A 24526-nucleotide genomic window follows, 5' to 3' on the forward strand; every position below is an offset into this window, starting at 1 on the left:
ACAGCAGCCTTTACTCGGTTGGATCAGGGATCGATTGTTCAAGGCGTGCCAGCTGGCTGCCCCACTCTTTCGCCTCGCGGGTCATGCGGAAATCGCGGTCATTGCGTAAGAGCGCCCCGCGATGATCTGAGGCCCTGTGGGCATAATCGTTATAGAGCGCAAGCCCGGCCTGCACGATTCTGCGTGCTTCCTTCACGTTGCCGGCCGAAAGCTTGCTCTTTGCGAGCCTCAGCAGCCGCTCCAGGCTTTTCGTCTGCTCGCCCGCATTGTATTTGTCCCGGCTGAAACCCGCCTCAGTCCAGTAAGCTGCGGCGCGGGCATCCCCCCGTTTGGCCGCATTGTCCGCGAGCGCAAAGATCAAACCGGGATGCCCCGGCGTATAGGACAGGCTGCGCTGCAGGACCACCTCAGCAGCCTTTGGTGACAACCTCCGGGCCAAATCAAGCGCAGTACCGGCATCCGCCGGATTCCATTGGAGTGAGGATTGTAGAAGCATTACAGCTTCTGCCTTCGATGGCTTATAGAGCGCCTCCTGATGCAGCCGATATCCTGCTTCTCCCCGCAGGGCAAGGAACACACCTCCTCCGCTTACACCTAGCCAAAATAAAATCAGCAGGATCGGTCTATGCGAAACTGGACTCATGATTCGGGAGAGGCCGAAATGGCGTTTTTCAGCTGACACTTCCATGCCCGTTTGTACTTGTAAAGTCTGATCAGGTACCGCTGCATTAAATGAATGTCCCCATGCCACAAGCAGAAACATCAAAAGCCAGACAAAGCCGAAGCTCCAGTCAATATCCGCTGCACTGTGCAAGACAAATACAGCTAACACGGGCAGAAGCTCGCGTCGGCTGTGGTACAGCAGCCACCCTGCCGCGCCAAGCAGCATAAACAGAAATACCGTTCCAATGATACCTGTATTCAGCAGCATGTCGAGATAGCCGCTGTGCACCTGGCTGCCAACATAGGGGTTCGACTGCACGGCGCGATAGGAAAGCCGCCACGTCTCTCCTCCCTGCCCAAACCAGGGCGAGTGCCAGAACAGCCGCCAAGCGTCGCGGTATATGGCACCCCGCGCGGAGACCGTGCTGAAGTTTCTGACGATGCGCTCCTGCGCCGCTAGAAACACCGCGGCCGCACCTGCGGCCGCAAGGATACAGCCTGCCGCCCAGGCGAGGCGGCGCAGACCCGCCGCCACGCCGCTTTGCGCGAGGCGGTAAAGCCCCAGGCCGGCCAGCATGCTGCCGGCCCACACCCCGGCCAGCGTGAGCAGGCCGGGCCAAGGCTGCGGTGCCAGCATGGCGGATGCCAGCTGGCGGTACAGCAGCGCCGCGCCGGCTAAGGGCGCGGCCGCAAGGAGCAGCGGCGCAAGGCTGCGCCGGCGCTCCATGGCCAGGCCGGCGGCCAAGGCTACAGCGGCCGCGAGCCAAGCGCCGCGCGACTCGCTGAGGAGGAGCGCGGCGGCATAGGGGAGCAGCGGGAGCGCGCCCCGCAGCAAACGGATCATTCCGGCCGGTTCCTTATGCCGGTATGATCCGGGCAGCGCAAATAGCCGCTCCAGCAGGAAAGCGGCCATCAGCATGCCAAACGTGTTAGGGTATTCGAGAAGACCGGCGAGCCTTGCCCCCGTGGCACTGATTCCCGGGTTTTCCGTATGCGCAATAGCGTACGGCAGCTGAAGAATGCCATAGACAGACAGCAGCGCCGAGACACACAGCAATCCTCCTGCCGTATGCCAAGCCGCTGCCAAAACAGCTCTACCTCCTTGCCGCCGCGCAATGACGAATGCAGATACAGCAAAAAGACCGTAAAGCCCCCATCTGAGCAGCTGGTTTACACTCCCCTGAACGGACAGTGATCCCAGCAACCAGTGCATGGCATAGACGGTCATCAGCAAAAACGGACTAACTAGCAGCATGAACTCGGGTAAAGAGAATGCAGCTTCCGGGAACGCCCCTTTCTCTGATCGTGTAATAACACGCAGCATCAGAGCAAAGGTACCCGCAAGGAAGCAGAGCAGACCGTATCCGATCCAAACCGGATACATATCCACCGTAAAATAAAAGCCGGATTTCAGACAAGAAACCAGTAGCACAGCAATTAGTGCGGCCTCTCCCATTCTCTGAACCCAACGTTTCACGCTCTGCCTCCTATCATCTTAAAATCATTCCGAATCGGCCGCCCCGGGCAGCAGGTCCGCACATGCTTTTTCCAGATACGGTTTAGCGTTCAGGAAATCACGGAACTCTGTATACTCACGCCATAGCTCCTCTTTGCGGCCGCTTTGTCCTTTGACTGCCCTGATGAGAATATTCTTCGGAGTATGCTCCAGATCAATAAACTCAAGCAGCTGGGTTTTGTATCCGAGAATGTCCAGCAGCTTGGCACGGATGCCGTCCGTCGCCAACGCAGAAAAGCGCTCCTTCAATATGCCATGAGACAGCAGCGGCTCCATTACCGGACTGTCGATCTGAGCGAACAGCTCATGCTGGCAGCAGGGAACTGAGAGGATAACGGAGGCGTCCCAGCGTATCGCTTTCTCCAAGGCAGCGTCCGTAGCCGTATCGCAGGCATGAAGCGTGACCACCATATCAACCTGTTCCAGTTCGTTGTAGTCGGCAATATCCCCGACAAGAAAGCGAAGGTTGCTGTAATTCAGCCTGTCCGCCAGTTGATTGCAATGTTCGATGACATCTGCTTTAAGATCCAGTCCCACAACGTTCAGCGTTCTGCGTTCCTGAATGGTCAAGTAATGATACAGCGCAAAGGTCAGATAGGATTTCCCGCATCCGAAGTCGACAATCGTGATTGGCCGGCCTTCCGGCAGTGAAGGAAGTACATCCTCCACCATTTCAAGGAAACGGTTGATCTGTTTGAACTTGTCATATTTTCGTGCAAGCACCTTGCCCTGCTCATTCATGATGCCCAGCTCGACAAGGAATGATATGGGATGACCTTCCTCCAAGACATACTGCTTTTTGCGGTTATGCGCCAGATCCGCACTTGTTTTCGAAGGTGACTTGGTGAGAATAGACACTTTATATTTCTTGCTGATCAAAATTTGAAAGTCAGCATCCGGTGTGCAGATCATTCCCTGGCGGAAGGTTTGCTCGAACAGCTGCATAATCGCTTCTTCCGCTTCCTCCGCCGGAATATTTTGATGTACAACCTTATTCGGATGAACATATGCGAACTGGTAATGTATTTTTTTCTTCAGCTCCACAGGTTTGATTTGAACCTTGGTATAAGGTACGCCTTCCCGCTTGCGGAGCTGGCTGAGTGTTGCCGTAATCAATGTTGTTTCTTCCGTTATATCATGGATGAGTTTGCGTAAAGATTCCAAGAGAGTACATCTCACTTTCTCATATATTCAAGGCGAAGCTAGCCCTTCACTTTCCGCTGCAGCTCCTCCACGCCTTCTTCCACCTCAGCGCGGGGAAGGCCGCCTGCCTTAAGTTCGTCATCGCTTCGCATTAGAAGTCTTTGATAGAAGGTCAAGCCCTCTTCTTCAGTCATTTCATGTTGGTCCAAAAGACGAAATAGTGCATTCTCCGCTTCATCGTAATGCCCCTGCTCCTCTTCATAGCCCAGCAGCAGCTTGTCCGTTTTTGCCGGAAGCCTGTAGCCTTTAAGCTGTTCCTTCAAATCGGTCACGCGTTCCGGCAGCTTCAGCATCGAATGGTCGGCACCATGCAGATCGGCATAAAGATACAGATGCAGCGACTTCATCAATCGCGTCAGTCCTTCATCCTTGTGGCCCATATCAAGGTACACGCCGCCTTCTTCTTCAAGTAGTCTTGCGATGCTCTGCAGTTTGTCGGCCTCGATTGCGCCTCCCAGACGAAACATATCTATCATATCCTCGACGGACAGGGAATTCAAAAGCTTGGAGTTCAGACGGAAATTTTTGCTCAGCAGATCATCGATTTCCCATAAAGCCTCAGCGTATTTTTTCTGCTGCTTTAGTCCGAATACCTTCCCCACCATTTCAACCATGTCTTCCACCATCTGCAGTATATAGTCTTTCCGGAACATAATGCGTCTCAGTCCTTTCCCATGCAAAATGCTGTGATTCATTCAGGTAGGGCTATTGTTCTAACTGATTGTAAGCCATTCGGCAGGCCAAAGCCAGCGGAACCCTTACAATGCAGGGAGAAAGGCTGTCAACATTTTCTAAGTACATCCGAATTCTAATATGTATTTAAAAGCCGGAGACCCTGTTGTCGGGACTCCGGCTGCTAATTAACATCATGAACTTCTAATCGGGTAAAGCAACTTTATTGAAGCTATTCTTTTCCGCCTTCATGAAGCGACTGTTCCAAAAAATGCTTCATCACTTTGACCAGCTCTTCCGGAGCTTCCATCATGCTCATGTGGCCAGCACCCGGAATAGTTGCCTTCGTGATATTCGGATGATCTGCAGTAAATACTTTCTCTGCCGGAATCACTTGATCCTTTTCCCCGGCTACCAGCAGTGCAGGAAGCGTAGAAGCGGAGATCACATCTCTGCGGTCCGGACGCTCCCGCATGGCCAAAGCTACACCTGCCGCCCCTTGCGGAGGAGTTCTATATCCAATCTCCTTCGACTTTATGATCATATCCTGGTGAGATTCAACATTTTCCGGTGCGAACAGTCCAGGAACCAAACCGTCGATAAATGTAGTAATTCCCTCGGATTGGATCGTGCTCACTGCCTTCAGACGCTTTTCCTTGCCAGCCTCGTCATCCGCATAGCCTGTGGAATGAATAAGACCAAAGCCATTCAACCGGGATGCGTAGCGCTGCGTAAAGGAAAGTGTCACATAGCCGCCCATGGAATGACCGAACAAGGTAACCTTCGGCAGATTGAGCTCATCCAAGAGCTTCAGGACATCATCTGCCATCTGTTCGATGGAATAAGCTCCAAGCGGCGCATCCGAAGAACCATGTCCACGTAAATCAGGCACGATGCAGCGGTAGCTGCCAGACAAGAGCGGTACCACCTTATCCCAATACTCGGAGCTGCCGCAAAAACCGTGAAGAAGTACGATTGGTTCACCCTCTCCATGTTCGGAATAACAAAGCGTGTAACCGTCGCAAACTAATTTTTCCATGATGATATCCTTCTTTCTTTATATCGAATTGAATTTTTCACAGCATTATTCTTATTCTGGTTTTTTGCATGATCTCAATTATGTATATTATTAATCCAAAGGCCGGCCGTTGAAACGTAAACCCTGAACTTGGGAATGAATACCGAACGCATCCGCGGCTGATGAGGCTATTTGCCCGGCCATGGTCATCACATGAAAAAGCGATGTCATTTGAAGGGTGGCATAAGGCTTGGGACCTTTGACATTCACAACTGCGGCGACACTGTAATGTCCAACCGCCGGCAGCGCATACCCTACCGATTGGGCAGGAAAAAGCGGCTCATCCGAAACCAGAAAACTTCCCACAGACTGTGACTGCCCCAGGCAGGCGTCTACAGCGATGACAATATGATTCTCGGGGATGGCCGCGATACAGGCTTCCAGGCTGGATGCATCACATGGTGAGGATAAGGTGCCCACGACATGTGGAAAACCATAGGCTCGTAATTCGCTGCCCGTCAGCGGTCCCAATGCATCTCCAGTTGAGCGGTCCGTACCGATACATAAAAAGGTGATTTGATCCAGCTCATAACGGCTCCGAATCTCCACAAAAAAATCGCGGAGTCCATCAGCATGAATTCTTTTGCAGCTTCCGCCTTTTCCCCTGATCAGATGAGGATCTTGAATAGACATGGCTAACGGCCCTCCCTAGCTGCCTTCGGCAGCAGTTTTCTTTTGATTTTACTGCAAAATTGACGGTAAGAAAAATCATTTTCCTGTATTGAGAGAAAAGACATGCTACAATGATTACAACTTGTTTCAAGAATAGAATCTGGAAAGGATGAAGCATCCCCATGGACTTGTCCCAAAAAAATGCTGAGAATATTGAATATATGATTGAACAGATTAAAACCAAACTGAGAATGGCCAGTGGCGCAGCGATGAATGCCTCCGCGTTCTCGATTGATCAGTATGAGGATATCCGCGATGTTTATGAACTCGTGATGAATAAATCAAATCTGAGCATTTCGGAAGTAGAAGCTCTGGTTTCAGAGCTTGGCCGGCTTCGCAGCAAGTAAATTTGCTGGTGAACCACAACCCAAAAGCCCCCTGATGTCCTTTCGTCCGTAAATTTACGAATGATGGATTATCAGGGGGCTTTTCATTATGGCGACTCATCCTAGGGGATATCCACGAGCACAAATTCCGCGTCACCTTCACTGCTGGTACCTTTGATATGAAGGTCGCAGTTGTTGCGGATACGCGCCGCGTCTCCCGGTTCGAGTTGGAATGTTCCATCATTGCAGCCGATTTCAAGGTTGCCGGTAATGAGGAACAAATAAGTCCTTCTTTCGTCTTTTTGCTCAAAAACGATTTCCTTCCCTGTTTCCAGGATGGGAATATAGAGGGATATATCCGATTGAATTTGCAGTCGCTCTTCTGCACTTTGCTCATTCATTTTGCCGGTCACGGCAGGTTCAAGCTTGTTAAGCCGTTCCTCTCTGGAGAACGAACGGGATTTCCATGTCGGCTCCATTCCTGGCTCCGTTGGTAAAAACCACATTTGCATAAAGCGCACCGGCTGATCCTCAGAGGGGTTCGTCTCCGAGTGGTTAATTCCCGTACCCGCACTCATCACTTGCACGGTACCTGCAGGAAGACGGGTAACGTTGCCCAAGTCGTCATTATGCTCAAGTGTTCCTGAAATTACATAACTGATAATCTCCAAATCATGATGAGGATGTTTCTTAAAGCCTTGTTTCGGACTTAACTGGTTATCATTATGTGCGAGCAGACAGCCAAAATGCGCATTGCTTGGATCATCATAGTCTGCAAAAGAAAAGCTGAATTCGCTATGGATCCACTCTTTCTCCGAGGTATGACGTTCCGCTGAAGTCACTACTTTAATCATTTTGCATCCACCTCCATGAACAACTTTTTTTGGTAAGCTTGATCTTGAATATGTAATTCTTACCCCCAACCTCAAAGCCTCAATCATTTTTACAATCTGAAAACAAACCAAAAAGTCTCCCTTGTTAAACAGAGGAGACTGAATCTCTACCATATATGGGCCGGTATTAAAACCGAATAATCTGTAAGTATAGATTTACCAACAGCAGGAATATCGCGAAGCTTTAAGATTACAGTGATTGCAGTTGGAACACGGTTTCGGCGCAACCGACATGTTTGCCGGCATCATTGTATATGTCATGTGTAAAGGATTGTTTCATTTGTTCAATCAGCGGTCTGTTGCTGTAGCCGATTTGTACCAAAATGGATTCCACAATCCAGCCCCACTCTTCTTCGGAGCCATCCAATACCTTAAAGGCAATGCCAAGGCGCTCCTTTTTGAGACCAAAGCAGTACACACCCTTGAACCCGCCCTTGGCCACAATATTCGGATCCTGCAAAATTAGGGAATCCACGCGGCCGCTGCCTCCGACCATTTCCGGGTACCGATTCATGGCTTGGGTTATGGTCTTGACGGCTTCCCTTGTGGGTTTATCAGCAATCAGATCCGGACAGGCCAGTTTGGCATACGCTGCAGCCATCGCAGATAGCGGCAGTGCAAAGACCGGAAATCCGCATCCATCTGTGCCAAGTCTGATCTGCTGCGGCTCAATGCCGCACATCATCGATATGGTTTCAATAATCTCCTGCTGCACCGGATGCTCCGGTTCTGCATATCCTTCAAGCGGGTAACCCTTCATTTTACAGTAGGCGAGCACCCCCAGATGTTTGCCTGAACAATTATGGTACAACCGCCGCTTGCTGCCGTTATGACGTAGAACATCCTCTTTGCTTTCCTCATTCAGGGGAAAACTCGGCGCACAAATCAATTCCATTTCCGTGAGGCCTGTCTTTTTCATGATGCTCTCAAGTACTTCCACATGGTCTGGTTGTGCCAGATGTGAAGCTGTCATGATTGCAATTTCTTTCTCGCTGAGTCCGTAATGGGATACAATGCCTCCACGGATTGCACTGATCGCCTGAAGCGGCTTGGCAGCCGAACGGGTAAATGTTACAAAACCCGGATCGCCTGCGGCTGCCGTGATCTCACCTTGATCATTGACTATGCATATATGTCCATAATGCGCGCATTCCATGATGCCCGCGCGATATTCTTTGACTAGTACCGATTCCATTAACCCATCTCTCCTTTAGCTTATCGCTTATCCATCATACAACTTATTTTAAAGAGTATAAAGACTGCCTTATGGAAGAAAAAGTGAATTGTCAGCCTTTAATTCTATAACGATTCACTTTTGTAAAGCTTCTAAATGATTCATTTTTTCAAGTAAACAAGCAACAGAGTCTACTATCCTATAATTATCACCCATTTACTCCCATTATCGTCAATATTGTTTCATGCGATTCTCTCCCGTTTATATACGAAGTAAGCAAGACGAACAAGAGACTTCATCTTCAACCTAATAAGAAAGGGAGGTGATCGTCATGTGGGCAATTATCATCACAATCGTCATGGCCATCATCATTGGTATTATCGGTGACGCGTTGGTGGGACATGAAATGCCGGGTGGCATTCTAGGTGCCATGGTCGCAGGTTTTGTAGGTGCTTGGGTAGGTGCTTGGCTATTTGGAGACTGGGGCCCTCATCTCGGAAACTTCGCTGTCATACCCGCTATTCTCGGGACTGCAATTTTCGTATTCCTTCTTGGGCTCATCAGCAAATTGTTTACACGTTCAACCTAATTATAAATATTAACTAAGAACAAGGAGTGATTTCAGATGAATAAAGCAGAAACTGAATATCCAGTACAAAGTGGCAGCACGTTCTTTAAAGGAGCACTCATCGGTGGATTAATCGGGGCAGCAGCAGCATTATTGTTTGCTCCAAAGCCTGGCCGCGAGCTCCGTGGCGATTTATCCGAGAAAATCAGCACCATGACGGATAAGTCCAAAGAAGTCGCTTCCGTCGTTGGTGAAAAAGCCACTGATCTGGCCAAAACGGTATCTTCCAAAACTACAGAGCTGGCCAAATCGGTAAGCGAAGGTAAAAACAACATTATGGAAAGCGTCAAGCAGGCTTCTGCTGACGTGTCGGATGATGCGAAGGATGCTTCCAAGGATATCAAAGATGCTTCGGAAGACGCCTCCCGAGACGTCCGCAAGGAAATGAATAAGACATCTTATTAAATTGGATGAACTAAAGGGACACTGGCAAGTCAATCTTTAGTTCAACGATACCGATGGACTATTCACAAAAGCAGCCAGCTGACCAAGCTGGCTGCTTTTGTGTCAAGACTACTACAATCGGCCGCTGTTATTGCCGAAGAAAGCAGGGATGAACCGTGAGCAAAGCGAATCCGTACAATGTGGATGAACATCCATTTGAGCTAAGACACGAGGTTAAGAGGCTTAACAAACGCCTGGATCAGATCGCAGACTCGCTGGAAAAGTCACAAGTTAAGGATATCATTGAGAATTACTCTAACCCGAAAAAAAGAATCATCTCCAACTTCACGTCAGGATTGGCACGCGGTCTCGGCTTATCCCTGGGTACATTCGTCGTTCTGGGTCTTCTCGGTTATATTCTTAGCTTGTTTGTCAGTATGCCGGTCATTGGTGATTACATAGCCAGACTCCAGCATTACATTGATGCCTATAAGTAATAAGCCCAATGTAATTGTACATTCTTATATCAAAAAAGCCTGAAAGACTCTGAAATCTCAGATTCCCTCAGGCTTTTTATTATGAAAAGATCCTCTTCAGATCTTTGAATTTTTGGTCTTCACACTGAGCAGATCGCCAGTCCAGCCCTTCCGGTGCATCCACCAATACATCCCGCCGCTAAACAGGAATGTCGCGAGCATGACACCGATAAATCCCCAAGGCGTTTTAATGGCAGGTAAATTGTCAAAATTCATGCCCCATATTGCCCCTACCACTGTTGCAGGCGTAAAGATGGCGGTCAGGATCGTCAGTGTTTTCATAATTTCATTGCCGCGGAAAGCCGACACTGCATCATCGATGGCGATCAGTGTATCAATCTCATTTTCATAATGCCTAAACGCCCGGTCCATACGTTCCATCCGATGCAACAGCTGCATGAAAGGACGGCTTTTTTCCAGCTTGTCCAGATATCCTTCCTTCGAGGCCGCTAGAAACTCTTCGAACGGAGTAAACATATTGCTCCAATACAACAACACAAACCGGGAACTGAGAATTTTGTCCATCAGATTCCGCTCGTTATTCATTTCCATAGCACGCTCAATCTCCCGCAAATTGACTTCAAAGAGATCCAGTCCCAGGTGAAAATAATGCAGAAGAGTCCGGGCGAGTACGAACATGCCTTCAACGGCATGTTGACACTGATGCAGCATCGCTGTCCGTTCTTCCGTGGCCATGATTTCTCTCGTGTTCTGGTCCAAATTAATCGTAACCAGAATATCACTCTGCACAAAAAAATGGAGCCGATCCATATAACTGCTGTCTGTAACTTCATCATTGATGGAATATGGCAGCGTGCCAAAAATAACGGCATCCACCCCATTCGGAAAGCGGACCGACATATAATTTTCCCCGATCTTCGGAATTACGCTAATCCATTCTTCCATGATCGGGAATTGTTCCTGCAGCTGCTGAAGCATTTCGCAATCTATATCTTTTAAACAAATATCATACCACTGCCAATGCCCTGCAAACGATAACACGTTGTTCACAGATTCATTCGTGATCTCATTTTTCATCGGTCCCGCTCCTTCCCAATCCAACTTTAAGTTGTAATCTGGATTTTCTTCCACCATAAAAGGACACGCAGCATATTCTCAAGGAGAGAACATGGCGTGTCCTTACGAACTTCCAGTCATGAGCACAAAACAAACGGGAAGCTTGTCCTTCATATAGATGAATTAGACATGATTTCTTTGAGTTTTTCGGTTGCTCTCTTCTGAATTCTTGATACGCTCATCTGCGAGACACCCAGCTTTTGCGCAATGGAACGCTGCGACTCCCCATCCTGGAAAGCAAGCAGAAGTACCTTTTGCTCCTGTTCTTTCAATTGGCTGAGAGCCTGCTGTAGATCCATTCTTTTCTCTACAGAGTCGTAATCATTGACGTCAGAGCTGATCAATTCACCAAGCGTTGCTCCTGTCTCTTCCTGCGAAAGAGGAGAATCCAGAGAAACATAGTGGTAGCATTCGCGTCCGGCGAGTACCTCTACCGTCTCTTCAGCGGATAGATCAAGGAATGCAGCAATTTCATTCACATTTGGAGAACGTTCAAGCTTTACCGTCAGCTCATCGATGGCATGCTGAACAAGAGCTCCTTTTTCCTTAATCCGCCGCGGAACCTGGATGTACCAGGATTTATCGCGGAGGAAATTTTTCATGTGGCCAATCATGCTTTTCATGGCATAGGGCTCGAAAGGAATGCCAAGGCTGATATCGTACTGCTGAAGCAAACGAATCAGCGCCATTTGGCCAACCTGATATAAATCCTCGTACAAATCCGGGCGGTTGCGGGCAATTTTGCCGGCAGCCATTTTCACCATGGGCTCATATTTTTTTATTAGAACGGTAGCGATTTCGTTATCTTTGGTCTGCTGGTATTCCCAGATCAGACCAACAGCCTCGCTCATGGACTCAGGGGGAGTCACGTTTTCGTTCATACTTTCTCCTCACTTCTCATGAGGCGCTTCGTCATCACAACTTTGGTTCCACGCCCTGTTTCATTCTTGATGCTGACCTCATCCATGAGAGCTTCCATCAAATAGAAACCAAGTCCGCCTATTTCCACATCATGCAGATCTTTATCATGCAGAGTTACACTGTTGCTGCTCGGAGTAACACGTTCAAAGCTTTCCCCTTCGTCCGAAACCGTAATGGACAATAAATCTTGGTTCACTTCAAAAGCAACTTCAACCATACCGTCCTGTTGATTATAAGCATAAAGCACCGAGTTATTGCATGCTTCCGATACGGCAACCTTCATATCCTCAATATCTTCATAAGAAAAGCCCATTTTCGAGGCAATTCCATATAAATTTAATCTAACAATATCTACATAATCCGCTTGAGCTGGTAGAGTAATAACGACTCTTTGCACTTCAGCATTCATACTTTCTTCGATCCTTTCCTATTGGGAATTCTCATTAGGGCTGAAAAACTTAGCAATACCCGTCATGTCGAACAGCTTCTGAATTTGAGTAGGAACCTCTTCCACGACAAACCGGGCATTCATCCCGTGTCTGGCTTTCAGTATAGACAGCAGGATACCGATACCAGTGCTATCGATATATTTCAAATCCCTCATGTTGATCAACAAATCAAGATCAGAATCCCCTACAAGTGGTTCCATGACAAGTCTGAAATCAGGAGCAACCGATAAATCCAGCTCTCCGCTTAAATAAACGGTGCAAGATCCTTCATTCCGTTCCGTTGTTGCATTGAATTTCTCATTTTTATTTGTATTCATAGACACTCTCTCCCGAAAATTGTTTTCTTTATCAAATAACCCCGAATCCATAAGCTTGAATCACCGCTCGTCCTAATATTGCGAGGTAATTATTTCCTAGGCGTGATGGATCCTCATATCTGACGACAGTACATCTTCACGAGACAGGGGAATGGGATAACGTGTTAACACCTGCTTAACGCTGCTCATCTTGACGGGCTTGCTGATATATTCGTCCATCCCCGCTTCCTCGCAGCGTTCCTGGATCCCTTCCATCACATTGGCTGTCATCGCGATGATGACCGGTTTGTGGTTAGAATTTTGCTGCTGCTGACGAATGAGCTCTGTAGCCTCAAGCCCGTCCATCACAGGCATCTGCAGATCCATAAAAATAAAGCGGTAGCCGGGATGAGACTGCGCCTTCTCAACGGCCTGCTGTCCATCCTCCGCTACATCGGCTTTCAGCCCAAGCTTGCCCAGCATGCTCACCATCAGCTTCTGGTTAACCGGATGATCATCCACCACCAGAATATCAGTCGGAGCATTCTGATCCCGGTCTACATGAAGGCGGAGTTCATCACAACGGCCACTCATGCCCTCATCCTGTTCCGGCTCTTTTACGACTATATTGAAAATGAACGTGGCTCCCTTTTCTTCCGAAGACTCCACGTTGATATCTCCACCCATCATTTCGACAAGTGATTTACAAATGGCAAGACCCAGTCCGGTTCCGCCATACTTACGGGTCATTGAAGAATCCAGCTGGGAGAAGGGCTTGAAGAGACGGTCAATTTTTTCTGCGGAAATGCCGATTCCGGTATCTTTAACAGCGAATTCGATGTTGATTGAATCGCCTCCCGTTTGTTGTTCCTTGGGAGAAATCATGAGGTAGACACCACCCTGATGCGTGAATTTCAATGCATTGGCGATCAGGTTAATCAGCACCTGGCGCAGCCTTGCCATATCCCCAAAGACCACATGCGGAATATGCTCATCAATGAAATACACAAGCTCCAGGTTCTTTTTGCCGGCCTCGACCGAAAAAAGACTAAATACCTCCTGTATGCAGTTCTGAAGATCAAAAGGATGCTCCTCAAGCTCCATTTTTCCAGATTCCATCTTGGTGAAATCCAGAATATCGTTAATCACCGTCACAAGTGCATCGGCACTTCTGCGGATAATCTCTGAGTATTCCTTTTGCTCTTCTTTCAGATCCGTCTCCATCAGCAGGTCCACCATACCAATGACGCCATTCATCGGCGTACGGATTTCATGGCTCATCATCGCCAGAAATTCCGTCTTGGCTTTGGCTGCGATCTCCGCAGCTTCCTTGGCTTTGACCAGTTCATAGTTGATCTTTTCCAGCTCTTGCGTCTTCTGCTGAAGCAGCATCGTCTGGGTTTTATGCTTTTTGTTTGTCAGGTACATTTCGACGAAGCCTTCAATTTTTGATTTCAGAATCTGCGGAATAAAAGGCTTTACCATATAGTCAATGGCACCTGCGGAATAGCCTGCGAACAGATGCTCCGCTTCCTTGCTGTTTGCCGAAATAAAAATAATCGGAATGTCCTTCGTCTTGTCCCTTGCCTTAATTAGTTTGGCCGTTTCAATTCCATCCATGCCTGGCATTTGCACATCCAGAATAATAACGGCAAACTCATCTTTCAGGAGGCAGCGCAGCGCTTCTTCACCCGACGTTGCCTTCACCAGATTGTACTGCTCACTCTCCAGCACGGCTTCCAGGGCAAGCAAATTCTCAGGACGGTCATCTACCAACAATATATGAATCGGTTCTTCAACCCCCATGGAATCCTCCCATTACACTATTTAATCTTCCGGTATATTTTTTCCACACGGTCCAGCGGTTCGTAGCAATCACTGTATTCCGTAAATTGAATGGACTCTTTCGATCCTAGAACCAAAATACCGAAACGGCTTAAACTTTCATGAAACAGCCCATGAACTTGATCTCGAAGCGTGTCATTAAAATAAATCATAACGTTCCGGCAAAAAATGACGTTAAATTCATTAAAGGAACGGTCTGTTGCCAGATTGTGCTCAGCGAAAATGATATTTTTTTGCAGAAACGGTTTGAAAATCACCGAATTATATTTAGCCGTATAATATTCTGAAAAGGAGCGGGTACCACCCGCTTCGATATAGTTTTTAGTGTACAGCTTCATTTTTTCAATCCCGAATATCCCTTGTTTGGCAGTCTCCAGCGAGCGGTCGTTCATGTCAGTCGCATAGATCCTCGACTTCTCGTAAAGCCCCTCCTCATGCAGCAGAATAGCCATGGAATATACCTCTTCACCTGTCGAGCAGCCTGCATGCCAAATCCTAATGTACGGATAGGTGCGAAGCAGAGGGACGATTTTCTTGCGGAAAGTTTGAAATAGTCCAGGATCTCTGAACATTTCCGTCACAGGTATCGAAAGATTATGAACCATACGTTCAAAAACCGGTCTCTGATGGAGCACTTTTTCCTGCAATGCAGAAATATTTTTTAAATTTTCCGAATGGATAAAGTGCCATATTCGCCGCCGTAGGGAAGGAAGCGCATAGTTTCGAAAGTCATAGCCGTAAAGTCGATGCACGCCTTCAAGTAGCAGTTCGAGTTCGATATCTTCTCGCTCTCGGTCCCCGGTTTCAGGTAATCTGTCATCATAATCATCTGATATGCAAAAATCCATCCATGTTCCTCCTGGTTTTCTTTCCTGTTACGGATATAACGTTCGAAATTCTGTTTTTTCATATCACTTTATCTATTACCCAAAACTCAGGTTTACGAATACAGCCATACGCGCATTAATGAAAGAAGCTGTTCCGTTTGAATCGGTTTTTTGACATAATCCGAGGCTCCGGCTTCAATGCACTTCGAGCGGTCTTCCTTCATGGCTTTGGCCGTCAGCGCGATAATCGGAAGCTTATGGAATTCCGGGTTCTGACGGATCAGGCGCATGGCCTCGTACCCATCCATTTCCGGCATCATCATATCCATCAAGATGAGGTCAAAGCTTTTGCCGCTGTTCAGAATTTCAATGGCCTCACGGCCGTTTTCGGCAAATGTCACATCCATATCATAGCCTTCGAGCACACTCGAAAGCGCAAAGACATTACGGATGTCGTCATCGACAAGCAAGATCCGTTTGCCTTCAAACAAGACTTCCTTGTTATGCAGTTTTTGCAGAATCTTGCGCTTATCCTCCGGCAGATTGGCTTCTACCCGGTGCAGGAACAACGTTGTTTCATCCAGCAGACGTTCTGGCGATTTCACATCTTTGATAATGATGGATTCGGCATATTTGCGCAGCATGGTCTCTTCTTTACTGTTCAAATCCTTGCCGGTATAAATAATAATCGGTAGATCCTCCAGCTCTTCGTCCTGCTGAATTTGATCCAAAAGCTCAAACCCGGTCATATCACTCAGCATTAAATCCAGTACCATGCTGTCATATCGCTGATTCCGCAGCTCATTCAGTGCATCCCTTCCCGTGGAAACCGCCGTGATCGCAACGTCATCATGATCAATCAGTTCTATGATCGAGCGACGCTGTATTTCATCATCCTCGACGATCAGAAGATGCTTAACCGAATTGTCTGTATACGATTCAATATGAGTAAAGGCTCTTTCCAGCGCAGTCTTGGAGGAAGGCTTTTTCAAATAGGCAATAGCCCCCATCTTCAATCCCTGCTTAACCTCATCCACCACTGAAACAATGTGAACCGGAATGTGACGCGTTGCCGCTTGGCTCTTGAGTTCTCCAAGAATCGACCAGCCATCCATAACCGGCAGCTGAATGTCCAGGATAATTGCATCCGGCAAGAAAGATTGTGCCATCTTCAGGCCGACATCCCCCTGCATGGCTACGAGCCCCTTGAAGCCCCGTCCTCTGGCCATATCTAACAGGATATTAGCGAAATTGACATCATCCTCAATAATGAGAAGCACCTTTTCTTTTTCTCCAATATGGTTCCGGTCATCTTCCATGAGGACCGCAGCTTCAGTCTCGGTTTTATCAGCTTTACTTTTCATTGCTGGCTTATTGTCCGTATCATTTTGGATCAACAGCTCCGAAGAGGCTGCGGCCTCGGCATGGGCAATCTCGGCGGCTTCAGCCGATGTTTCAGGAAGATACAACGTAAAGCAGCTGCCTTCTCCTTCCACCGATTGAAGCTGTATTCCGCCTCCAAGCAAGCGAGCCAGCTCGCGGCTGATGGAAAGTCCAAGCCCTGTACCGCCATATTTACGACTTGTGGTACCATCCACCTGCTGGAAGGCTTCGAAAATAAGGTCGGTCTTATCCTTCGGAATACCAATGCCGGTATCCTTGACGGCCAAAGCAAGATAGGATTTTTCCGGATTTAAATAAGAAGGGAGTTTGCTGGATTCAGCACGTTTGACGTTAAAAGAAACCGAGCCCTTCGTGGTAAATTTAAAAGCGTTCGACAGGAGATTACGGATAATTTGCTTCACTCTGTATCCATCAGTCACAATCGATTCCGGCAGATCCGCTTCATAATTAACCTTCAAACCGACCTGCTTCTTGTTAGCCATCGGCATAAAGTTTTGATGAACGAAGCCTTTCCAATCCTTGATAAGGATATCTTCTCGGTTGATTTCCATTTTGCCTGCATCCACCTTGGAAAGATCCAGAATCTCATCAATCATCTTAAGCAGATCCGCGCCAGACATATATATCGTATGGGCATATTCTTTTTGCTTGTCGTTAAGGTTGCCATCCTTGTTCTCTGACAGCAGCTGCGACAGGATGAGCAAACTGTTCAGCGGAGTACGCAGCTCATGCGACATATTCGCCAAAAATTCCGATTTATACTTGCTGGTCACTGCAAGCTGCATCGCCTGCTGTTCCAGTCTCGATTTGGCATCTTCAACCTCAATGTTCTTTTCTTCAAGCTGCTGCATCTGCTCTTCGAGGGCTCGCGTTTTGCCAATCAACTCGGTGTTGAAATGCTCCAGCTCCTCTTGCTGACGCTGCAGCAAATCCTCGGAGTTTTTGAGCGCTTCGGTTTGTTCCTCCAGATTCTCGTTCGAACGTCTCAGTTCCTCCTGCTGCGTCTGGAGCTCTTCGGACTGACATTGAAGTTCTTCGGTAAGTGCTTGCGATTCCCGCAGAAGCTCCTCAACCCGCAGTCTGCGGTTGATGTTGTTGATCACGATGCCAAGATTCAGCGCAAGTTGGGCGAACAGCTGCTGCTGCAGCTCCGTAAACGGCTCGAATGAAGCTATTTCAATCACACCGAGCAATTCATCTTCGAATACAACAGGATGTATCATCAGATGAGCCGGCTTGGTTTGTCCAAAAGCGGAGGAAACAGACAAATACTCTCCAGGCACCTCCGTCCTAATCGGCTTGCGGTCCATCGCACTTTGCCCGATCAGGCCTTCCCCAACTTCTATTTTCTCTCTTGTAGCTAGTTCACCTTCGCCGGCATAAGTACCGTTAAGAATAAGCTTATTGGGATCCTTATCTTCATCATGAATATAGATTGCCCCGTACGTTGCTCCCAATACAGGGGTAAACTCACTAATAAAAGCTTGTGAAACCTGCTGTCTGGAATTCAGGCCGCGCAGCAGTTCCGTTATGCGGCTCACATTGAAACTCAGCCAATTTTGATCCTTCTGAGCCTGCAGGTAGCTAAGCTCCAGCTGCTGCTTTTCTTCCAGATCCTCGGCCATCTCTTTGAATACAAGAGCTATCTGCCCGATTTCATCTTTCGAGGTTACCTTAATGCGGCGGATCGTTCTGATCCGGCCTTTTCCAAAGCTGTTGATCATCATCGATACTACATTGAGGCCCTTGGTAATGCTCGGGATAACCCACATAATCACGGCGAGTCCCAGAAGTAATCCGGCAATCATAATCGCAGTGGTCACTTGGATCGAACGGTTATAGCTTGCTTTCGCGTTCGTAATCTCACTATCAATCTGCGTATCCTGGAATGTAGCCAGCTCATTCATGCTGTCCAGAGCTTCCATCTGCAGAGATAATCCGCTTGTATTTCGATAAACGTTGGCCTGATCCCACAAGCCTTGAGATGCAAAGGCCATTTGCTTCTCTTCGTATTTCTTATAGCCTTCCCAGGCACTTTTCACCCGGGTCAGCATTTGCTTCTCTTCCGGGGAATCACTGCTTGCGATCAGCTTGCTTAAATTCAGATCCCCATTCGCTACCATATCCTTGATCTGATCCTTGCTATCATCCAGTGAATTGTCCCGGTTAAGCATCTGATTAACCAGCACGCGTGAAATATTGTTTACTTCTGCACGTACGCCGCTGGAGTATCTGACCTTCAAATATCTTTCCTGATAGATCTGGTCGAGCTGCTTATTCATGTAATTTAATCGGTCATAGCCGACCATCGTCAGCGCGACTAGAATAATCATCAACGCGCTAAAACCAATGACCAGCTTGGATTTTAATTTCATTCAGCAGCCTCCCCCTCTTTTAATGAAATCCACACCAGGCATTTATCGTCCTCTCGTTCCTGGGTGCCATTATCCTCAAAAAATGCCTTAAACATTTTATCTTCATCCCAATGATGGGAATCTTTAAGATGACTGACCAGAAAATCAACCTGATCTTCATGTTCTCCTTGAACGAGCTCCAGCAGCCCATCCGTATAGAGCGCAATATGCCCTGCTCCTTCGTAATAAAGTGTCTGGGGCTCGATGTCCATCTTATCAAACAGACCTACCGGGCAGCAGGCCTTATCCAGCATAACCATTTTCTCATTATCCTGGAAAAAGAGCGCCGGCGGATGTCCTGCATTGACATAGTCAATTCTTTTCACCACTGTGTCCACGACCAAATAAATCGCCGTAAAGTAATACTGGACAAGCTGATTCTCGATGTAGAGCTGATTGAACCTGCGGTTTAGTTCCTGAATAACCTTCTCGGGTTCAACATAGGTTGTAACGGTATCCTTCAGTACCGATGCAATGAACATTGTAAAAAGTGATGAAGAGATTCCGTGTCCCATCATATCCAGCAGCAAGACACCATAGCGCCCTCCCCCCAAAGGATACCAGGCGTACAGATCCCCGGCGAGCTCCGCTGAAGGCTGGTAAATGGCATGCACTTCAAATGTTTCATCCTCTATGGCCGGGCTGAGTACCGCATTCTGGACAAGCGCTGCCAGCTTCAGTTCGTCCTGAATGCGCTGATCTCGTTCCTTATGCCAATCATTCTCCTGCTTCAGCCGTAAAGCCAACCGAATTCTGGCCATCAGCTCCACTTTATTAATGGGTTTCGTGACATAGTCAACGGCTCCGGCGTCCAGCGCTTCGGCCAACTTCTTGGAGTCTCCTACCGCCGTAACCATAATAATAGGAATATCCTTGAGATGCTCATAATGCTGAATTAGACGGCATGCTTCAATTCCATCCATTTCAGGCATCATCATATCAAGCAGAATCAGATCAATGTTAATATGCTTTCCCGGCTTGGGCTCGCTGGCATAGCCTTCGACACCCAGCACTTCAAACATTCCTCTTGCAGACGAGGCTGTATCTATATCCCGGTAGTTTTCCTTTTTCAGAATTTCCCGAATTATAATGACATTTGTCGGATTGTCATCCACGATTAATATTCTCATAACACTCTCCTTAATAATTCTATGAATTTGAGTTTTATGAAATCTCTCTCTATATACTATATAACATATAGGACAGACTTTTCAGCCTCAAACTCCAATTAGTAGTTGGAACATCGTACACGAAATGCCACCTGTTCCAAAAACATAGATAAGGAATGGGACCTATTAGTCCCATTCCTTATCTATGTTTTTGCTCATATCTAATCAATATATTAGCGTCATAAATTAGGCTTTCTTGGCGATGACCAGCACTTTGCCGAGGTCAAGTTCCTTCTCATAAAACTGCGCTTCCGCTTCAGTAAAACCAAGCGAAGTAATTTTGGCACGAAGTTCGTCGCCGCGTGAACGGAACAAATTAGCCAGAGCGTCAAACATGCCTTCTTCTTTAATGCCTATTTTATCTGCATCGGCTGTTTCAGCAATCCGTTCGGACCGATCACCGTCATGGGCCAGTACAAAGATATCATCGTAAACATATCCGCTGCTGCGAAGCTGGTTCACTTCCTCGACGGCTTGGATACCATTTTCCACGACTTTCGCATATGATTTTGCATTGGTTGATGAATTCATGGTTTTCACTCTCCTCTTATATTTGTAAACTCGCTCATGTTACTTTTAACCGGGTAAGTCAGTAGTGAAACGCATATCCTGTAACTTCCAGTCTATTCTGTAGTACTGTCGAAAAAGTCCACTCCCTGCAGCGCCCCGGTATCGGGGTTGCTATAGACTTTAATCGCGTGAAAGCCTCTGATAAAAACCTTCCCGTCTTCAGCCACAAACTGGGGCTTTCCAAACGCATGCTCAATCTCACTTGCTTTCAGATCAACCCAGGTTCCGTTCACCTGCATCTTCCCTGCAGCTACAGCGATGTGAACGTATCCGACAGTATCGTCGCATATTCCTACTACAGCGTCTTTATAATGATACTCATAACAGCCGGTCAAACGGTCTTGTGCGACCTGAAGCGGTTTCCCCTTTTTGGCGAGTACTTCCTTCTTCGTGTCGCTAAGGGAGATCCCGTTCATCGTCTCAAATTTGTTCATCGAAACCTGGGACCGCAGTGCTCGCCCCTCTGCATAATGAACCACCGCCTGCCGGACCGTTGGCTCTGCTGCATATAGATTAGCAGTATCAGGCTGAACGGCGGACATGGAGGACAAGGGAGAAATCATACCTATCAGTAATGCGAGGATTTTCAACATCATTCTCACCCTTTCTGCAGTCTTTCAATCAGCCCTTTACCTGCCCTGTTTAGTGGCGAACCTTCTGCCAGACGGTGGCAGCAATATCCGCCCATTTCATCCAGCTTGAATCGGATTTCCCCTTGCCAGTGCTTCCATAAGTTGAGGCATACGATTGAATTGTGCGCTCTTCTGCTGTTGAAGAAGGCAGGGCAGCGTGCTGATTAGCACTCACTCTTGGATTTGGACTTACCTGCTTGAATTTGTGAATCATCGTTGTCGATGCCTGCTTGGCGGCAAGAGTCACTTCACTGAGGACCTCACCCAAATTTTTAACCGAGGTCATGATCGGATCAATTTGTTTCATCTTGTGTTGAACATCCACGGTAATATCACTGGCATGTCTCACAATCTGTTTGACCTCATATCCAAGTTCATCAATAGTCTGCTGAACCTCCTGCAGCGTTTGCGTTGTTTTCTCAAGAGAATCTTTTGCAGCCAGAAGGGTCTTGATCAGATAAACGACCAGTACGGCAAAAGCAACAGCGATGATGGCAACACTTATTCCTACGAGCATTGCAAAACCTCTCTTTCTATATAGATTGAACCGGCTGTTTTCGTATTTAAGAATAGCAGCGCGTTCAGTCCATATGGCTTATTTATAATGTCCTGATATGCCATAGTTACCCTATCCTCCAAAGCACGAAACAAGGCTTATTTTACCGTTCGCAGAAGTTGTTTCATTTGATTTTCACAAGGTTAAGAAAACTACAGGATGGGGCGGACACATGAGCCGCCAGGAATGATCCTCATACTTTCAAACACAAATGAGGATACATATGAATACATCCAAATAATCAGAAAGCAAGGTGATTCAAGATGTTGAAATGGTCAATTATCTTTTTAGTAGTTGCTATTGTCGCAGGCATCTTCGGTTTCTTTAATATTGTAGCGGCGGCAGCCACCATCGCCAAAGTATTGTTCTTTATCTTCCTGGTACTCTTTATCATTTCCCTCTTTACCGGCCGCAGTCGAACGCTTTAACGAGGGGAACATTGCAGACCCCCTATAAAAAGAGATATTCAAAAGGTTAGAACTACAAAAAAACCAAGCCCCGATACCGGCGCTTGGTTTTTTTATGTTACTTTGCGTCATTCCTTATTTCAAAAGAAGAGATGGCAGGGAAAGCCAATCCAGCTTGAACGTCAGTTTGACGCCATCCTGCAAAAATTCCATATGATCTACCGTAAGCATGTCCGGCAAATGATCCTTAAGCGGTACCGTAATGGTTTCAAGACCCAGCCGCTCAGCTGGAATATGAATAGATTTAATCCGTGTCGACTCATGATTCAGTTCCAGCACGCTTCCACTAGCTTCCATGTGGAATTTCAATTCTGCTCCAAATGGAACTAAGCCGCCCCATTTGCCGTTGATATCGGCCGTTACTTCTTGTCCTACAAAATGAAACTCCGCACCGGTGACTGTAATTTGCTGCGGAATATCTCCCATGTGCTTCAGCAGCTCTTTTTTTGCAAGTTCATTCAGCTCGCTGCCGCTCAGTGTAATTTCCGGCTTACGGGTTTTCAGCATCTGGACCGCTTTGGCCTTGATGTCGATACTCTGATAATTTAGATCCAGCTTCTGATCCGGCGAAATATACCAAATCACAATTCCGCATCCAATCACGACCAGTATGAGCAATGTGATGACAATCCGAAGAAGTACTTTCATATTTCGCCTCCTTTTCACCTTCAGTGATCTCTTTCTACGCGTATTCTTTTATTATACTGAAATCGGCTATGAATAACGAATAGTTGAAAAAATAGAGGCCTACAGCCCTTAAATAACAAAAACGGCCCCTTCATCACTATGAAGGAGACCGTTAGTCATAAGATTGTCTAAATCAGGCCGTTTTGTAAGACAACTTCAAGCCAGCGTCTCGCAATGACATCATGACCCGCACCTGAAGGATGTACACCATCAAACAGCCAGTAAGAGGGCTCGGCTCTTTGCACAGCTTCGTCAAACGCATCCTGCAGTGGCACGAAGACCGTCTGGAACTCCTCTGATAACTGGCGGACAATACCTTGGTATGTTCCGACCAGCTTCTGCCACTCGTCCCATCTTTCCTCGGTCGCTGATCCTTTGAGAACAAACGGTTCGCACAGGATCAGATGCGTATCCGGCAGGACCTCCTTCGTCTCCTCCAGCAGATGTCTGTAAGCTCTTTCAAAACGGTCCGTCACGCCGCTAGGTTCACCCGATACCGTTCTCCATGCATCATTTACGCCAATCAGAATACTGATCACATCCGGATTTAGGCTAAATGCATCCTCATTCCAGCGGGCGTATAAATCCGAAACCCGGTTTCCGCTAATGCCCCGGTTAATAAATAACGGATTCTTTTCTGCATGGTCATTCGCCAGTTTGGCCGAAATCAGATAAACATAGCTCTGTCCAATAAAGTGTTTTTGATGAAGTCCTCGGTCCCGGTTCGCATCCGTAATCGAATCCCCCTGGAACAAAATTACAGTATTTTCTTTTGCCAGCATCTGCATCACTCGACTTTCAAGGTAGGATTATGAAGAAATTTATTTTCATTATACTCGATAATTCGTGAATTTTTGAGATTCCCAAAAAGTTTTAAAATCTTGGAGTTTCGGTCATGTGGGATAATTATCCTATATTTTGCTGAGTGTATTGGTTCAATTTACCACAGGGAGGTTATTTTTAGTGTAGAAACAACAGAACATATACCAAGGAGGAACACACGAATGAAAAAAATAGTTACTTTCGCAGCAGCTTTCGGATTAATGGCTTCCATGGGAACCGCAGTATTTGCCGACGCAGATACTACAACGACTACAGGTGAAACGTCGACAACAGTTTCAGGTACTTCGACAACCGTGACTGAAGCTACCAAGCTGGTTGATGAGCCGCTTATCAAGGCAAGCGATATGAATACAATAGATACGATCCCGCTAATTCTCACCGAGAATACACCTTTCTATTTCGAGCCAGGCGGTAAAATGGCAAACATGCTGGCACCTCAAACCGTTTTCAGCACAGGAAACCGTGTAACTGACATCATCGGCAATGGCGAATGGGTTGAAATTTATACATGGCTTGGCAAGGCTTGGCTACATGTAGTTCCAGCAATGTAAGTATTGTTAGCTAGGAATAGAATGGACTAAAGACCAGGGTCCTTCCAGCTGATAACTTTAGTTCCTTCTATAC

At 47.2% G+C, this 24526-nt stretch carries 26 protein-coding genes; 6 read left to right on the forward strand and 20 right to left on the reverse strand.

Annotated features, from left to right (window positions below):
* Positions 1-10 precede the first annotated feature (10 nt).
* The 5 genes from KJS65_RS27515 to yyaC all read right to left on the reverse strand — a co-directional run bounded on the left by KJS65_RS27515 (position 11) and on the right by yyaC (position 5765).
* Positions 11-2140 carry an O-antigen ligase family protein gene (locus KJS65_RS27515; RefSeq protein ID WP_213653023.1) on the reverse strand — a complete coding sequence of 710 codons (2130 nt, stop codon included), beginning with the start codon at positions 2138-2140 and terminating at the stop codon, positions 11-13.
* Positions 2141-2164: 24 nt separating this feature from the next.
* Positions 2165-3343, reverse strand: coding sequence for a class I SAM-dependent methyltransferase (locus KJS65_RS27520; RefSeq protein WP_213653024.1), 1179 nt, complete (start codon positions 3341-3343; stop codon positions 2165-2167).
* A 38-nt stretch (positions 3344-3381) separates the two neighbouring features.
* Positions 3382-4035 (reverse strand): DUF6483 family protein, encoded by a 654-nt coding sequence (locus tag KJS65_RS27525; RefSeq protein WP_213653025.1) that lies wholly within the window; start codon positions 4033-4035, stop codon positions 3382-3384.
* Between the two features lie 251 nt (positions 4036-4286).
* Positions 4287-5093 carry an alpha/beta fold hydrolase gene (locus KJS65_RS27530; protein WP_213653026.1) on the reverse strand — a complete coding sequence of 269 codons (807 nt, stop codon included), beginning with the start codon at positions 5091-5093 and terminating at the stop codon, positions 4287-4289.
* A 90-nt stretch (positions 5094-5183) separates the two neighbouring features.
* A complete protein-coding gene (gene yyaC / locus KJS65_RS27535; protein ID WP_213653027.1) occupies positions 5184-5765 on the reverse strand; it encodes a spore protease YyaC in 582 nt (193 codons plus the stop codon).
* Positions 5766-5926: 161 nt separating this feature from the next.
* Between yyaC and KJS65_RS27540 the strand changes: the two genes are divergently transcribed.
* Positions 5927-6151: a DUF1128 domain-containing protein gene (locus tag KJS65_RS27540; protein ID WP_213653028.1), complete on the forward strand. Its 225-nt coding sequence runs from the start codon at positions 5927-5929 to the stop codon at positions 6149-6151.
* A 101-nt stretch (positions 6152-6252) separates the two neighbouring features.
* On the opposite strand, the gene KJS65_RS27545 is transcribed toward KJS65_RS27540, so the two are convergent.
* Together KJS65_RS27545 and KJS65_RS27550 are read right to left on the reverse strand one after the other, a co-directional pair.
* Complete coding sequence (locus KJS65_RS27545; protein ID WP_213653029.1) at positions 6253-6984, reverse strand: pirin family protein; 732 nt, start codon at positions 6982-6984, stop codon at positions 6253-6255.
* A gap of 229 nt (positions 6985-7213) precedes the next feature.
* The gene (locus KJS65_RS27550) at positions 7214-8218 is read right to left on the reverse strand and encodes an asparaginase (protein WP_213653030.1); all 1005 of its coding nucleotides are present in this window, start codon (positions 8216-8218) and stop codon (positions 7214-7216) included.
* A gap of 310 nt (positions 8219-8528) precedes the next feature.
* Between KJS65_RS27550 and KJS65_RS27555 the strand changes: the two genes are divergently transcribed.
* The 3 genes from KJS65_RS27555 to KJS65_RS27565 all read left to right on the forward strand — a co-directional run bounded on the left by KJS65_RS27555 (position 8529) and on the right by KJS65_RS27565 (position 9706).
* Positions 8529-8786, forward strand: coding sequence for a GlsB/YeaQ/YmgE family stress response membrane protein (locus KJS65_RS27555; protein ID WP_127605087.1), 258 nt, complete (start codon positions 8529-8531; stop codon positions 8784-8786).
* Positions 8787-8822: 36 nt separating this feature from the next.
* Complete coding sequence (locus KJS65_RS27560; protein WP_136608979.1) at positions 8823-9230, forward strand: YtxH domain-containing protein; 408 nt, start codon at positions 8823-8825, stop codon at positions 9228-9230.
* A gap of 155 nt (positions 9231-9385) precedes the next feature.
* Complete coding sequence (locus tag KJS65_RS27565; protein WP_136608980.1) at positions 9386-9706, forward strand: DUF5665 domain-containing protein; 321 nt, start codon at positions 9386-9388, stop codon at positions 9704-9706.
* A 96-nt stretch (positions 9707-9802) separates the two neighbouring features.
* Here KJS65_RS27565 and KJS65_RS27570 read toward each other — a convergent pair whose 3' ends face one another.
* The 11 genes from KJS65_RS27570 to KJS65_RS27620 all read right to left on the reverse strand — a co-directional run bounded on the left by KJS65_RS27570 (position 9803) and on the right by KJS65_RS27620 (position 21866).
* Complete coding sequence (locus KJS65_RS27570; protein ID WP_213653031.1) at positions 9803-10783, reverse strand: magnesium transporter CorA family protein; 981 nt, start codon at positions 10781-10783, stop codon at positions 9803-9805.
* Positions 10784-10932: 149 nt separating this feature from the next.
* On the reverse strand, positions 10933-11703 hold the full coding sequence (locus KJS65_RS27575) for a sigma-70 family RNA polymerase sigma factor (RefSeq protein ID WP_136608982.1): 771 nt from the start codon (positions 11701-11703) through the stop codon (positions 10933-10935).
* Positions 11700-12152, reverse strand: coding sequence for an anti-sigma B factor RsbW (gene rsbW / locus KJS65_RS27580; RefSeq protein ID WP_213653032.1), 453 nt, complete (start codon positions 12150-12152; stop codon positions 11700-11702). Before rsbW ends, KJS65_RS27575 begins: the two co-directional genes overlap by 4 nt.
* A gap of 18 nt (positions 12153-12170) precedes the next feature.
* Complete coding sequence (locus tag KJS65_RS27585; protein WP_213653033.1) at positions 12171-12509, reverse strand: STAS domain-containing protein; 339 nt, start codon at positions 12507-12509, stop codon at positions 12171-12173.
* A 96-nt stretch (positions 12510-12605) separates the two neighbouring features.
* On the reverse strand, positions 12606-14294 hold the full coding sequence (locus tag KJS65_RS27590) for a response regulator (RefSeq protein ID WP_213653034.1): 1689 nt from the start codon (positions 14292-14294) through the stop codon (positions 12606-12608).
* 17 nt (positions 14295-14311) lie between these two features.
* Positions 14312-15181: a CheR family methyltransferase gene (locus KJS65_RS27595; RefSeq protein ID WP_213653035.1), complete on the reverse strand. Its 870-nt coding sequence runs from the start codon at positions 15179-15181 to the stop codon at positions 14312-14314.
* 92 nt (positions 15182-15273) lie between these two features.
* Positions 15274-18939 carry a response regulator gene (locus KJS65_RS27600; protein WP_213653036.1) on the reverse strand — a complete coding sequence of 1222 codons (3666 nt, stop codon included), beginning with the start codon at positions 18937-18939 and terminating at the stop codon, positions 15274-15276.
* A complete protein-coding gene (locus tag KJS65_RS27605; protein ID WP_213653037.1) occupies positions 18936-20108 on the reverse strand; it encodes a PP2C family protein-serine/threonine phosphatase in 1173 nt (390 codons plus the stop codon). The genes KJS65_RS27600 and KJS65_RS27605 overlap by 4 nt, the downstream gene beginning before the upstream one ends.
* A 225-nt stretch (positions 20109-20333) precedes the next feature.
* A complete protein-coding gene (locus KJS65_RS27610) occupies positions 20334-20678 on the reverse strand; it encodes a YflT domain-containing protein (protein ID WP_213653038.1) in 345 nt (114 codons plus the stop codon).
* A gap of 92 nt (positions 20679-20770) precedes the next feature.
* Entirely contained in the window at positions 20771-21313 is a 543-nt protein-coding gene (locus KJS65_RS27615; RefSeq protein WP_213653039.1) for a hypothetical protein, read from the reverse strand.
* A 46-nt stretch (positions 21314-21359) separates the two neighbouring features.
* Entirely contained in the window at positions 21360-21866 is a 507-nt protein-coding gene (locus tag KJS65_RS27620) for a DUF948 domain-containing protein (protein WP_213653040.1), read from the reverse strand.
* Positions 21867-22168: 302 nt separating this feature from the next.
* Here KJS65_RS27620 and KJS65_RS27625 point away from each other — a divergent pair, with 302 nt between their 5' ends.
* Complete coding sequence (locus tag KJS65_RS27625; RefSeq protein ID WP_136608992.1) at positions 22169-22333, forward strand: DUF1328 domain-containing protein; 165 nt, start codon at positions 22169-22171, stop codon at positions 22331-22333.
* A gap of 114 nt (positions 22334-22447) precedes the next feature.
* On the opposite strand, the gene KJS65_RS27630 is transcribed toward KJS65_RS27625, so the two are convergent.
* The gene (locus tag KJS65_RS27630) at positions 22448-23020 is read right to left on the reverse strand and encodes a hypothetical protein (RefSeq protein WP_213653041.1); all 573 of its coding nucleotides are present in this window, start codon (positions 23018-23020) and stop codon (positions 22448-22450) included.
* Between the two features lie 167 nt (positions 23021-23187).
* Positions 23188-23841 (reverse strand): SGNH/GDSL hydrolase family protein, encoded by a 654-nt coding sequence (locus KJS65_RS27635; protein WP_213653042.1) that lies wholly within the window; start codon positions 23839-23841, stop codon positions 23188-23190.
* 222 nt (positions 23842-24063) lie between these two features.
* Here KJS65_RS27635 and KJS65_RS27640 point away from each other — a divergent pair, with 222 nt between their 5' ends.
* Positions 24064-24453, forward strand: a complete 390-nt coding sequence (locus tag KJS65_RS27640; RefSeq protein WP_213653043.1) for a hypothetical protein — start codon at positions 24064-24066, stop codon at positions 24451-24453.
* The last annotated feature ends 73 nt before the right edge of the window (positions 24454-24526 follow it).

The sequence above is a fragment of the Paenibacillus sp. J23TS9 genome, from assembly GCF_018403225.1.
GTDB lineage: Bacteria > Bacillota > Bacilli > Paenibacillales > Paenibacillaceae > Paenibacillus_AQ.